The organism is Azospirillum sp. FG154, assembly GCF_057809575.1.
Map to the genome: position 1 here is coordinate 68,740 of NZ_JBMDKF010000003.1, position 12,805 is coordinate 81,544.

Annotated in this window: 9 protein-coding genes; 6 read left to right on the forward strand and 3 right to left on the reverse strand. The window is 67.2% G+C overall.

Annotated elements, in window-relative coordinates:
- Nucleotides 1-15: 15 nt before the first annotated feature.
- Entirely contained in the window at nucleotides 16-1,317 is a 1,302-nt protein-coding gene (locus tag ACODS4_RS04475; protein ID WP_488861132.1) for a hypothetical protein, read from the forward strand.
- Between the two features lie 16 nt (nucleotides 1,318-1,333).
- Here ACODS4_RS04475 and ACODS4_RS04480 read toward each other — a convergent pair whose 3' ends face one another.
- Entirely contained in the window at nucleotides 1,334-3,568 is a 2,235-nt protein-coding gene (locus tag ACODS4_RS04480) for a helicase-related protein (RefSeq protein WP_488861133.1), read from the reverse strand.
- Nucleotides 3,565-4,425: a TrmH family RNA methyltransferase gene (locus ACODS4_RS04485; protein WP_488861135.1), complete on the reverse strand. Its 861-nt coding sequence runs from the start codon at nucleotides 4,423-4,425 to the stop codon at nucleotides 3,565-3,567. The genes ACODS4_RS04480 and ACODS4_RS04485 overlap by 4 nt, the downstream gene beginning before the upstream one ends.
- Before the next feature lie 260 nt (nucleotides 4,426-4,685).
- Between ACODS4_RS04485 and ACODS4_RS04490 the strand changes: the two genes are divergently transcribed.
- From ACODS4_RS04490 to ACODS4_RS04510, 5 genes are all read left to right on the forward strand, one after another.
- Entirely contained in the window at nucleotides 4,686-6,797 is a 2,112-nt protein-coding gene (locus tag ACODS4_RS04490) for a hypothetical protein (RefSeq protein WP_488861137.1), read from the forward strand.
- 463 nt (nucleotides 6,798-7,260) lie between these two features.
- Entirely contained in the window at nucleotides 7,261-8,253 is a 993-nt protein-coding gene (locus ACODS4_RS04495; RefSeq protein WP_488861138.1) for a DUF2061 domain-containing protein, read from the forward strand.
- 172 nt (nucleotides 8,254-8,425) lie between these two features.
- On the forward strand, nucleotides 8,426-9,532 hold the full coding sequence (locus ACODS4_RS04500; protein ID WP_488861140.1) for a patatin-like phospholipase family protein: 1,107 nt from the start codon (nucleotides 8,426-8,428) through the stop codon (nucleotides 9,530-9,532).
- A gap of 69 nt (nucleotides 9,533-9,601) precedes the next feature.
- Entirely contained in the window at nucleotides 9,602-10,927 is a 1,326-nt protein-coding gene (locus ACODS4_RS04505; RefSeq protein ID WP_488861142.1) for an FAD-binding protein, read from the forward strand.
- Nucleotides 10,924-11,664 (forward strand): SDR family oxidoreductase, encoded by a 741-nt coding sequence (locus ACODS4_RS04510; RefSeq protein ID WP_488861144.1) that lies wholly within the window; start codon nucleotides 10,924-10,926, stop codon nucleotides 11,662-11,664. The genes ACODS4_RS04505 and ACODS4_RS04510 overlap by 4 nt, the downstream gene beginning before the upstream one ends.
- Before the next feature lie 28 nt (nucleotides 11,665-11,692).
- Here the strand turns inward: ACODS4_RS04510 and ACODS4_RS04515 are convergent, their stop codons facing one another.
- Nucleotides 11,693-12,646: a UbiA family prenyltransferase gene (locus ACODS4_RS04515; RefSeq protein WP_488861146.1), complete on the reverse strand. Its 954-nt coding sequence runs from the start codon at nucleotides 12,644-12,646 to the stop codon at nucleotides 11,693-11,695.
- Between the last annotated feature and the right edge of the window lie 159 nt (nucleotides 12,647-12,805).

Here is a 12,805-nt window from a genome sequence, read left to right on the forward strand (position 1 = left end):
CGCAGGAGCGCGCTGATGACGATGCGGAGTTTGACGGCCGAAGGCCAGGAACGGCTGGCCGGAATCGCCCGCCGTCGCGGCGTCAGCGACGACGCGGCGCGGACCATGCTGGCGGCCTTGACCAACGGCGGCGGAACCATGGCCCAATTCAGCCACCCGGAATTTGGCGGGGCGGGGCAGTGGATGCAGGGCGGCATGACCATGGTCAGCGACCTGTTCAACAACGCGCTGAAGGCCACCGTCGATGGGCTGTGCACGGACCTGGCCGCCCTGCTGCTGAACCCAGCGCCGGGGACATGGCGGGAGGACGCGGCGGCGGCAAGCTCTGGAAGCGGTTCGGGGGGCGGTTTCGGCGGCGATTGGTGGCCAAGCGGGTTGGGCGCGCCCAACGCCAGCGGCGCGCAGAATGATCTGCGTTACGCCTATTTCGCCGACGCGCGTCGTCTGGCGGTGGAGATCGCCGGGGCGTTGACCCTTTACGACACCGGCGACCACTGGATTTCCGGGGTGTCGCAGCAGCAGGGCGACGGCTGGACTTTGACCTTCGCCAGCCAACACGGAACCGTGCCGCTGTCGTCGCTGCGGGTGGTGGATGGCGGCTGGCAGGCCGCTCCTTCATCGTCGCCCGTTTGGGCGGAGCCGCAGTCGAGTCCGGCGCCGACTATCCAACCCCAACCACTCCCGATCCAACCAACCCCGAACCAGCCGCCGTCAACGGGCGGGCCGCTGGTTCTGGAAAACAGCGTCTGGGCCTTTGGTCCGGCGGAAGGGCGGGCGGCGACGACGCTCGCCTTGGCGGCGGATGGCGGCGTCACTGGCGGCGACGACGCGCGGGTGCGTTATTGGTCGGTGGAAGATGACGGGCTGACCTTCTACGACGCCGATGGTCGACCATCGGTGCGCTTTCCCCTGCCAAGCGGCGGGATGCCCGCGTCGGGCTTGACGGGCCAAGACCCGAACCGGCCTGGACAGACCTATTTCCTGCGCTCCCCCACGGCGGCGACGTTGGACTCCCCCGCGCCGGTCGCGGCCCCGTCGGCGGCCTTGCCGGTTGATCTCACCGTCGGGGCGTGGAGCCTGGAGGATGTCGCCGGAAACCGGCTCTGCGGCCTGCGTCTTCTGCCCGATGGCCGGGTCGAGGGCGGGCGCGGCGGCGAGGCGGCGTGGCGGATCACCGGCCACAGCCTGGTCTTTCTGCATGGCAGCGGGCGCCCGACCGCGCGTTTTGACCTGTTCCAGTTCCGCGCCGGGCGTTGGACGGTGATCGGCGCGCCGCTGAACAACGACTCCGTCTCGCTGTTCCTCAAGCAAGCCTGATCCGCTCAGGCCGCGCTCACCGCCGTTTCGGGCCGAACCGTTTGCGCGGCGCGCCCCGGAAACCGGCGGCGGGCGGCGGTTCGCGGCGGCGGGCGCGGGAGGCGAGTTTCTCCGACAGGCGTTGGCCGATGGCGTCGCGGACGGCGCGCACGCGGTCGCGGTCGGGCAGGGCGTCGGGGAATTTGCGGGCGGCCCAGAAATACAGGTCGCAGGCGCGCGAATAGGCTTCCAGCGCGTCGGCCTCCAAGCCGTCGAGCCGGTCGGGCATCAGACGGGCCAGCGGCAGCCGGTCCCCCGCTTCGATGGCGTCGAGGATGGCGGCGAAGACGCGGGCGTCCGCCGCATCGTCCAGATCGGCGGGGGCGAGCAGCAAATCCAGCCGCTGGGACAGGCTCAAGCGCCGGGAATCCACCAGCAGGGCGGCGCGGCGCAGCGCCGACAGGTCGGACAGGCGGAAGGGCGATCCAGCGGTTTTCGCCGCGCTGTTGCCCTCGGTGAAGCAATCGACCAGCAGGCGGGTTTCGGCCCCGCCAAGATGCTCGGCCAACCGGGCCAGCATGGCGCGGGACGGGCGCACCGGCAATGGCGCGTCGGCGCGCAGGCGCGCGTCGGGCCGCTCCAGCAACTGGCGCAGGGCCTGCGGCGTGCCGCGCCCGATGACGCCGTAAAACCCCTCCTCATGCTGGCCGAACCGCCCGGCGCGCCCGGCGATCTGCTTCACCTCGGTGGCGGTCAGCGGGCGGACGGACGTGCCGTCGAATTTTTCCAGCGCGGTGAACAGAACCCGGCGGCAGGGCAGGTTCAGCCCCATGCCGATGGCGTCGGTCGCCACCACGACGTCGGCCTCGCCCGACAGAAAGCGCGCGGCCTCGCGGCGGCGGACGGCGGGGGCCAGCGCGCCATAGACGGCGGCGACCGACAGGCCGCGCGCCAGCAGCGTGTCGCGCACGCTGTGCACCTCGCGCCGGGAAAAGGCGATCAGCGCGTCGCCCGGCTCGACCTCCGGCCAATCCAGGCGGCGGTCGAGCGGGGTCAGCGGCGTCTTGCGCTCCAACTCCACCACCTCCAGCGGCTCGCCCAGATGGGCGGCGGCGCGCTCCACCAGCGGGCGGATCTCCGGCGCGCCCAGAATGAACAGGGTGTCGGCGGGAACCCCGATCAAGGCGGCGGTCCAGGCCCAGCCGCGTTCCGGGTCGGCCAGCATCTGGATTTCGTCGATCACCGCGACCTCGACCGGGCGGTTGGGGTCCATCAATTCGATGGTGGACGCGGTGTGGCGGGCGCCGGGCGTGCGGATCTCCTCCTCCCCCGTCACCAAAGTGGTTGGGGTTCCCTCGGCGTTCAGCCGCTCCATCACCTCCAAGGCCAGCAGGCGCAGCGGGGCCAGATAAACCCCGTCGCGGGCGGCGCGCAGGGCGGCGATGGCGCGGTGGGTCTTGCCGGAGTTGGTCGGGCCGATCACCAGAACCAATTTCCGTTTGATGCCGCGCGCCGTCGGGAACAGATGCTCGAAGCGGGAAAAATCGAAATGGCGGCTGACATAGGCCCGCCCGCGCCCCTCCGCCCGGTCGCGCCGCCACTGGTCGTGCTCCCGCTCCCATCGGTCGAGCAGATCGTCGGCGTCGAAGCGGTTGCGGGCGGCGCGCGACAGGCGGTCGGCGAAGGCGGCGAAGTTCCAGTCGTCGGGCGGCTCGCCAATCTCCTCGGCGTAGCGGCGCAGGGCGGCGGCGACGCGCGACAGGGCGTCTTCCAGCGCCCGCGTCAGCGTCGGGTCTTGGGTCAGCCGCGCGGCCAGCGTGGAATCGTCCAGATCGGCCAGTTCCAGCGCGTCGAGCGTCCGGCTGGCCTGGAGCCGCACCGGCAGCGGCAGGCCGGGCCAGCGCAAGCAATCCTCGCGCACCGCCCGCACGCGGGTGCGGTCGTCGGCGGACAGCAGCGACGCGCTACCGTCCGGCAACGCCCGGCGGGCCTGCGCGAGCAGGGCGTCGCGCCGTTGCGCGCGGTCAACGCGGCCTTGAATTTCCAACAGGATCCCGGCCCGGCGGTCGGCGGGAACCAGCAGGTCGCGCTTGCCCTTGGGCAGCGGCAGGCCCAGCGGGGCCAGCCCGCGCCCCTCGGCGTCGGACAGGCGGAGCAACCCGGCGGCGCCCAGCGTCGTCACCTCCGGGTGGGTGACGGCGAGGTCGTAAATCAGATGCGGGTCGGCGGCGGGAAAGGCGTCGGAAGCAGGGGCGGACGCGTCGTCGGTCATCGCGAAACATCCTGGTCGGCGGCGCAATGGTGCAGGACGATGCCGCTGGTCGTCGCCACGTTCAGGGAGTCGAAATCGCCCGCCATCGGAATCCGCACGCTGCGGGCGCGGGCCAGCAGGGCGGGCGGCAGGCCCGGCCCCTCCGACCCGAACAGCAGGGCGGCGCGCGGCGGCGGGACCATCCGCGCCAGGGTTTCCGCCCCGCTGGGGCTGAGCGCCACCCCCGCGAACCCCAGGGCGTCGAGCAGGGCGAGCGGATCCTCCCCCGCCGCCAGCCGGGCGGTGGGAACCAGCAGCGTCGCCCCGACCGACACCCGGATCGCCTTGCGGTAGAGCGGGTCGCAGCAGCCGGAATCCAGAATGACCCCGTCGGCGCCAAAGGCGGCGGCGTTGCGGTAGATGCCGCCGAGATTGTCGTGGTTGCCGATGCCGAACAGCATGACCACCCGCGCCCGCGCGGGCATGGCGGCCAGCAGATCGGCGGCGCTGGGCTGCGGCGCGCGCTCCCCCAAGGCCAGAATGCCCCGGTGCAGCGGAAAGCCGACGATGCGGTCGAGCACGGCCTGACCGGCGGCGTAGACCGGCGTGTCGGCGGGCAGCTTGGCGAGCAGCGGCTCCAGCGCCGTCACCCGCTTGTCGGCCAGCAGCAGCGACCGCGCCCGATGGCCGGACGCGACCACCAGACTGCGCACCACCACGGCCCCTTCGGCGATGAAATGCCCGTCGCGCCCGACCAGATCGCGTTCGCGCACGTCGCGATAGGCGGCGATGCGCGGATCGTCGGGATCGTCGATGGGAATCAGGATCGGCACGGGCGGCGACTCGCGATGGTCAAAGGGCAGGGCGGACGGCCCCATGCTTAGAGCATTCCGCCGACGCTTTCCACGCCGCGCGTCTTGGCCAATGGAGGGTTGACGCCACCCGGCTGATGAAGCGCCCCGGCGCACATCGCCACCATACTCCACAGGCGCGCACTTACACTTTCGCTTCGCGCGGGCGCCCCGCCCAATTTATCCTCGCCTGGGGCGCTCCGGAAGCTGCGCGCTCATCTCGGGAGTTGATTTCCACAAATGGCCGGCGCCATGGATCGGTCGCATTCGGAAACGGAGGGAATGAAATGAGCAGTTTGTCGGATGTCCTCGTCCTGCCGCTCAACGCTCTTGGCGCGGACATCGGTCTGCCGAGTCTGGGATCCTGGGCCAACACATTCATCAACACCATCGACCAGGGTGAAGTGAACGAGCAGGTTCTCAGCGACCTGCAACAAATTCAGTCCTCCCTGGCGCAACTCAACACCACGCTGTCCAGCATCAGCTCGCAAATTTCATCCTTTGAATCTCTGTTCCAAGAAACATCCGTCGCCCAATATACGACGATGATTTCATCATGCTACGAGGACATTCAGGACATCGCCGCCACAAAAATCAGCACTGCGGCGGATATGGCGAACATCCAGGCCCGAATGGTTGCTGTTGGCAACAATATTATCAATGGCAGCTCCGGCATCCTCAACAATGTCAACGAAATAGCGACGCTTCTGATTTCCAATACGCAGGTGTCTCCAGGTCTGATAAACAACAAAAACACCCAGATGATCGCATCGAACGAGTTTTTTTCATATTACGTCGGCGTTCGTTCAATTTCAGTAAATTACTACAAATATTATGTTATGGCGTTGTTTTGCGTTAATTGGGCAATCGCACTCAACGAAAAAAATTTAATCTCGTTCCCAGAAGGGCAATCTTGGATAAGCCAAATCAATGGCAATATAAGCAATCTTCAAAATTTCCTTGACGACAACATTCCCAGCGCCGTTACGGCCCTTGTCCAAGCTTTGGCGAGCGGCGGGGGCCAGAGCGCCAACGTCGCCATTTCCACGACCTCTGCGCCATTCCGTTATCTTTGGTTCGTCGCAGAGACTGGCGACTACTCCCAGGGATGGTTCTCGGCGCCGAACCCGGTCCTTGCGACGCTGACGGCGGCCATGGACATCAGCAATCCGACCGCCAACACCCAGTACCGCTTCGCGCTGTCCTTTGCGAGCGGAGGCGCGCCTCTCTATATGGTTCCATCCGGAGCCGGGTATCCGTCGATCTTCAGCGGCAGCGTCGCCACGAGTTCGTATCAGATCTGGGCGACCGCGAACGGCAGCTTTGTCTTTGATTTCTACGACAACTGCTATCAGGGCCAGCCGTATATGAACGCCGGGGTCAACGCGCTCAGCCAGGGCGGGGGGGAATGCTCCCTGGGCAGCGTCACGACCTATAACGTCAGCGATCCATCGCAGATGCTGACCTTGGCCGTGTTGACGACGTCCCCGCCGGCCTGGATCGTGCCGACATGGTCGACCACGCAGTTGCAAATCCTGTCCCGGAGCCAAGCTGGCTTCTGGTCAAACACCGGCCTTGCGCCGGGGGCCTTCACAGCCGGCAAGAATCTCGCCCTGGCCGACGTCAACGGCTGTCTCTACGCGGCGTGGCGCGGGACGGGAAACGATCAGGCGGTCCATGTCCAGTCCTTCGCCCCCGCCTCCGGCGCCTGGAGCGGAGTCGGCGCCATCCCCGCCGCCTTCAGCACCGTCGGCTGGATCGGGGCGGCGGCGTTCAACGGCTGCCTCTATGTGGCGTGGCGCGGGACCGGGACCGACTCGGCGATCTATTACGCGTCGCTCGACGCTGGCGGCAACTGGTCGTCCCTGTCCACGGTTCCAAAAGCCGACGGCACCGACACCGGCCCAACGCTGGCTGTTTTCAACGACCAGCTCTATTTCTTCTGGCAGGGCGTGAACGGCGACGCGCGGGTCTATTATTCCGCCATGACGACGACCGGCTCCTGGAGCGGCGTCGCCTTGATCCCGGGCGCCAACACCACCACGGGCGGCATCGCCACGGCGGTCTTCAACGGTCAGCTCTACGCCGCGTGGCGGGGAGTCGGTTCCGACACCGCCGTTTATTACGCCTCCTACCCTGGTTCAACGTCCAGTTGGACGACTCTCTCGACCATTCCCTCCGCCAATTCCGACACCTGGCCAGCCTTGGCGTCGTTCAACGGCGGGTTGCTGGCGGCGTGGCAGGGCGCCAACGGCGACCGGAGCGTCCATCTGTCCACGATGAACGGCGGTGGCGTGTGGACGGGGCAGGGGGCTGTTCCGAGCGTTTCGACCGCGACCGGCTGCGCGGTCGCGCCCTGCGGCGCGGACCTGTATTTTGGCTTGATCTGGCCGAGTTGACCATCCCGTCCCCCGGTGACGGCCGCGCTGCGACCGTCACCGGCGGTCATGCCTGTCGCCCTATCAAATGACGTCTTTGATCCGGGCGCGGCGAGGGCGGTGTCCGGCTCTTGTCCCTTGCCCCACCAGCGATGGCGGATCCGCCCCTTTTGGCCGACCGTCGATTGGCATGAATGGATCATAGGCAAGACTTGAGCAAAAATTGAATCAACCTAAGGTTTATTTACCAATATCCATAAGAGAGACGGGTGCGTTCGGCGGCCTGTTTGGAATGAAAATGAACAAATTGTAACGGTTTGACCAATTGAGTTGGATGATGATCCCGCACTGGGGGCGGTTGATCCATGTTGAACAAATTTCTTTGGGGTGAGGCGTTGCGGCGCGGTATAAAACAGCGGTCAAAATGGATTTTGATTTCCCGGCAAGCTGGAGAGCGATTGTGCGTGCGTGCCAGGATCGTCCGATGCGCTTTCGTTCCCTTCTGCTCGGCGCGCTGTGCGCCTTGACGCTTCAGCCGACGCGTGCCGCCGTCGCGGCGGAGTCGCCGTCGCCGGACCCCGCCACGGTGTTGAGCGGGGGGCTGACGGTCGATGGCAAGCAAATCCCGTTGCCGGATGGCGAATGGCGGCTGACGGGGCGCGCGGCGTTCTCGCCGCCGACCCTGGACAAGCCGGGGGCCGTGACCAGTCTCAGCCTTGTTCGTGTTCGGGGCCAGAGCGTGGACGCGGCGGCGCTGATTCAGGTGGCCAGTCCCGGCGCCGATCCGCTGTGGGGCAAGGCTCCGGCTTGCGAGCGCGCCGATTTGCCCTTGGCGCGCGTCCGCTACGCCTCTGACCATGACGGATCTTGCGCGTGGGTCAGTCTGGTCGGGACGGCGGACCGGGACACGCTCGATCCCGCATGGGTGCAGACCTTGGGCGAGGCGGAGCGTCAGGGCTGGCGGTTGCCGGAACGTTGGGCGACCGCCAACTTCCGCGTCACCGACCCGCACGACGCGCTTCAGGTCCGTTACGCCTTTGATGGCGGGGTGGAGAATGGCGCGGGCGCGGGCGCGGCGCGCGCGCCGTTGGCCCCGGACGCCGAATGGGTGGAAGCCGCGTGGGATCAGGTTGAGCGGGGATTCCGCAACCGGCTGGATGGTCCCCGCCCGCTGCCCAACTGGACGGCGGCGCCATCGACCGACGCGGCGCCAATCGAGACAGCCGAGGGCGGCGGGCTGGGCCGCACGGTTTGGAAGACCATCACCTTTCGTGGAATCGTCACCACGTTGGATTTCTCGTCGAACTACATGGTGATTGGCGACGTCGCCGCCGCCGCCGGGCTGTCGGCCTTCGCCTTCGTCATCGGTCCATTCGTCTACATCGGCCATGAATTGGCGTGGGAGCGTTTCGGCGGGCCGGTCGTCCGTTCGGTCGAGTTGCCCGGTTTGGGCGCGGACAAGCCGGGAACGCTCTGACCTTGTTTCCAAATGGCGCGGGCGTCATTCCGCTTTACCCGGAGTCCGACCGCATTTCCAATTTCGCCGCCGTCCCAATCGCTGCAATTGATGGATCCAGTCTGACGGCGGCCTTGTTTCGACCGTGAAGACTCCCCATGCTGCAATGCAGCATTCACGAGGAGTTCCGATCATGCCGAGTCTCACGACCTTCTGGCGGGGCCTGCGCCGCCGGATTGTGGGGGAGGCGGGCGCGCCAACGGCTTCGACCGGGCCGCTGTCGCTGCCCTCGCCGCCGCCGGAAGAAACGCCGCCGCCCGCGCGTCGGCTGGCGCTGGCGCTTCAGGGCGGCGGGGCGCATGGGGCCTTCACCTGGGGCGTGCTCGACCGACTGCTGGAGGAAGAGACGATTGAGTTGGTCGGCGTCAGCGGGGCCAGCGCCGGGGCGATGAACGCCGCCATGCTGGCCCAAGGCTGGGCGCGCGGCGGGCGGGCCGGGGCGCGGGCCGAATTGGATCATTTCTGGGAACGCGTCAGCGAGGCCGGGCGTCTGGGGCCGATCCGCCCAAGCCTGACCGCGCGGCTGTTCGCCCGCTGGAGCGAGCGGGTGGCCAGCGACCGTTGGAACGTCGACAACGTCTTCGGCAGCCATCTGGTGGAGTGGGCGCGGCGTTGGGTGACGCCCTATCAGACGCAATCCGCCGATTTTCACCCCTTGCGCGCCCTGCTGACCGAACTGGTCGAGCCGGAATTGATCCGCCAATCCGGTCTGCGGCTGTTCGTCAGCGCCACCAACGTCCGCACCGGCGGGCTGGCTCTGTTCGACGAGACGCAGATCGGCGTCGATCATCTGCTGGCCTCCGCTTGCCTGCCGCATCTGTTCCGCGCCGTGAGCATCGACGGAGTCGATTATTGGGATGGCGGCTACGTCGCCAACCCGGCGGTCAGCCCGCTGGTCGGCGCCTGTCCCGACGCCGACATCGCCGTGGTGACGATCAACCCGCTGACCGCGCTGGACACCCCGGAGCATCCCATGGCGATCGCGGAGCGCCTCAACCAGATCACCTTCAACGCCCCGCTGCTGACCGAATTGCGGGCGATGATGGCTGAGACGGGCGGTCCGCGCCTGCATCTGGTCGAGGCCGACGGCGCCCTGCGCGGCCTGGGCGTCCATTCCAAGCTGGTGACGGATTGGAGCTTTTTGTGCTGGCTGCGCGAAACCGGACGTCAAACGGCGGAGCTGTGGCTGGCGAAGAATTTGGACGCGGTCGGCAAGGAATCCACCTTGACGCTGTCCTGAAGGCTTGTCCGAACGAGTCTTTGTTGCGATGGTCCCTGGAACGATGGTCCTGAAACGGAGAGCCGGGGCGTGATTCTGTCGGGTTGGGGGCGTTACCCGAGTTTGGATTGCCCGGTGTTTCCAGCCCGCCACGAGGGCGACGCCCGCCGGTTGGTCGATGGCCGCGTCAGCGTGATCGCCCGTGGGGCCGGGCGCGCCTATGGCGACGCGGCGCTGAACGCCGACGGCGTGTTGTCGGCGCGGGCGATGAATCGCTTTCTGGCGTTCGATCCGGTCGCGGGGGCGTTGACCTGCGAGGCCGGGGCCGCGCTGGACGACATTCTCGACGCGTTCGTTCCGCAGGGCTGGTTTCCCATGGTGGTTCCCGGTCTGCGGGCGGCGACCGTCGGGGGGGCGCTCGCCGCCGACGTCCATGGCAAAAATCACCATCGCGACGGCTGCTTTGGCGACCACACGCTGTGGCTTGATCTGTTGACCGCCGATGGTCGGGTGATTCGCTGCGGCCCGGATCGGGAGGCCCGCCTGTTTCGCGCCACGCGGGGCGGGATGGGCTTGACCGGCGTCATCCTGCGCGCCGCCATCCGTCTGCGCCGGATCGAGACGGCCATGATCCGCCAGGAGACCTTGCGTCTGCCGGACCTTGAGTCCGGCCTGGACGCGCTGGAGGCGTCGGACGACTGGACCTACACTGTCGCCTGGATCGATTGCCGCTCCGGCGGCCAAGGATTTGGCCGGTCGGTGTTGACGCGCGGCGAGCACGCCCGGCTTGAGGAGTTGCCGCGCGCCTTGCGGGCCGCGCCTTTGCGGCGGTCGCCGCCGCGCCTTGGAACGGTTCCCTGCGACGTGCCGCCGATTCTGGCGTTGAACGCCGTCGTCGCGCGGCTGTTCAACGAAGCCTATTTCCGGGCGTCGCGACCGGGCGAGGCGCTGGTCGGGTTGGATCGCTTCTTCTTTCCGCTGGATGGGCTGGCGGCCTGGAACCGTCTGTATGGTCGGGCCGGGCTGATCCAGCATCAATGCGTGTTGCCCCGGACGAGCGCGCGCGCGGGGCTGCGGGCGCTGCTGAAGCGGATCGCCGCCGCCGATTGCCGACCGCTGCTGGCGGTGCTCAAGCGGATGGGACCGCGCCGGGGCGGCTTTCTGTCATTTCCGATGGACGGCCATTCTCTGGCGCTGGATTTTCCCGTCTCCCCGGCGTCGTTCGCCCTGTGCGACGATCTGGACGCCATCGTCGCCGATTGCGGGGGGCGGCTTTATCTGGCCAAGGACGCGCGCATGACCGCCGCGATGATGCGGACAGGCTATCCCGAACTTGAGCAATTCGCGCAGACGCGGGCGGCTTGGGATCCTGATCGGCGCTTCCGCTCCCGGCAATCGGAAAGGTTGGGGCTGTGAGCGGCGTTCCGTTGGCGCTGATCGTGGGAGCGACCTCCGACATCGCCCGAGCCGTGGCGTTGCGCTGGGCCGCGATGGGATGGTCGTTGATCCTGGCCGGTCGCGACATGGCCCTGTTGGAGCGCGACGCCGAGGATCTGCGCCTGCGTCATGGCGTCAACGTCGCGACGCGCCGGATCGACGCCCTGGACACGGCCAGCTTTCCCGCCTTCGTCGCCGGGTTGCCGGGGCTGCCGGACGTCGTGGTCTGTCTGGTCGGCTCGTTGGAGGACCAGCGACGGGCCGAGGCCGACGGCGCGGTGGCGGAACGAATGATGCGGGGCAACTTCATCGGCCCGGCCCTGTTGCTGGGGGAGATCGCCCAGCGCATGGCGGCGCGGGGATCGGGGGTCGTGATCGGCGTCAGTTCCGTCGCCGGGGACCGGGGGCGCGCCGCCAACTATGTGTATGGATCGGCCAAGGCGGGCTTTTCCGCCTTTCTGTCCGGGCTGCGCGCCCGGATGAGTCGTCGCGGCGTGCGGGTCGTCACCATCAAGCCCGGTTTCGTCCGCACCCGCATGACCGAGGGCATGGCGCTGCCCCGTTTCCTGACGGCGGAGGCCGACGACGTGGCGCGCGTGATCGCGACCGCGCCGACCCGTGGCCGCGAGGTCGTTTACGCGCCTGGGATCTGGCGTCTGGTGATGCTCATCATCCGCGCGCTGCCGGAGACGCTGTTCAAACGGTTGAGGCTGTGACCGGCGTCCTCCCCGGCGCGAAGGCCGATCACCCGGGAAGCATGGCGGCGGCGGCTCCGCACGACGCGATGGCCGCCCCGCACAGGTAGCTGACCCGGTCGGACAAAGCGAAGGCGACCGGATCGTCGGGAAGAGCGTTGCGACGGGCCAGCGACAACAACCGGAACACCCAGACGGCAAGGGCCAGGGCGGCGCCCCAAAGGATTTTTGGCGACGCGTACAGGCTCGCCGCCGTTTGGCTTTCCGGATACAAAGCCAGAATGACGACGGCGGACAAGCACCCGACCGCCGACAGCCTTTCCAGCAACGGGCGGTCGCTCAGGCGGTAGGGACGGCCCGGCGGGTCGCCCAACCCGGCTTGTTGTCGGCTCGCGATTTCCGAAACCCGCTTGACCAGCGCCAGCCCGAAAAACAGGCACGACGAAAAGGCGATCAGCCAAGACGACAGCGCGACGCCGCAAGCGGCCGCGCCAGCGGCGAGCCGGGCGTCGTAGAGGCCGGTCAGCGTCAGCGCGTCGAGGATGAACACCCGCTTCAGAAGCGTGGAGTAAGCGACGGCGACGGCGGCGTAGCCAACGATGACAAGGGCGACGCCCGGTCCAGCCAGCCAACCCATCGCCAGGGCGGCGCACAGGGCCAGCGCCGAGGTCGTCAAGGCTGCGGCTGGGGACACGCTTCCCGCCGCCAGAGGTCGGCGGCGTTTCTCGGGATGGGCTTTGTCATACGGCAGATCGCAAAAATCATTCACGATGTAAATTGACGACGCGCAAAAACAAAAAGACAAGAAGCACGCAAAATAATTTACAGCCAAATAGTAATTGAAGTGGTGTGAGAGAATTATTGGCATAAAAATCAATATATTTTTGGGCCACTGATGGATTCTCGCCAATTTCATATAAACAAATATGGATGACGAGAGGCGCGTATTTTTGCATCCATCGCCAGTTCCGATATCATCTGTGGTTTCGATTGATTCAGTCATAAAGGTCTTGCCATTCTTGGAATGCGGCGTTTGGCGGTTTTCAATCGGGCGCTATGGTGATGGATCGGGCGGTGGGGTTCGCGCAAGAGGAACGTGGGCTTTCCCGGGAAAAGTGGGGCGTCGCAGCCCGTGTTCATGAGGCGGTCATGAAAGCCGCCT

What these genes read in the sequence shown, in the direction of transcription:
- ACODS4_RS04490 (WP_488861137.1), top strand. Translation starts at nt 4,686, where the DNA reads ATGAGCAGTTTGTCGGATGTCCTCGTCCTGCCGCTCAACGCTCTTGGC.
- ACODS4_RS04475 (WP_488861132.1), top strand. Translation starts at nt 16, where the DNA reads ATGACGATGCGGAGTTTGACGGCCGAAGGCCAGGAACGGCTGGCCGGA.
- ACODS4_RS04495 (WP_488861138.1), top strand. Translation starts at nt 7,261, where the DNA reads ATGCGCTTTCGTTCCCTTCTGCTCGGCGCGCTGTGCGCCTTGACGCTT.
- ACODS4_RS04515 (WP_488861146.1), bottom strand. Translation starts at nt 12,646, where the DNA reads ATGACTGAATCAATCGAAACCACAGATGATATCGGAACTGGCGATGGA.
- ACODS4_RS04485 (WP_488861135.1), bottom strand. Translation starts at nt 4,425, where the DNA reads ATGGGGCCGTCCGCCCTGCCCTTTGACCATCGCGAGTCGCCGCCCGTG.
- ACODS4_RS04480 (WP_488861133.1), bottom strand. Translation starts at nt 3,568, where the DNA reads ATGACCGACGACGCGTCCGCCCCTGCTTCCGACGCCTTTCCCGCCGCC.
- ACODS4_RS04500 (WP_488861140.1), top strand. Translation starts at nt 8,426, where the DNA reads ATGCCGAGTCTCACGACCTTCTGGCGGGGCCTGCGCCGCCGGATTGTG.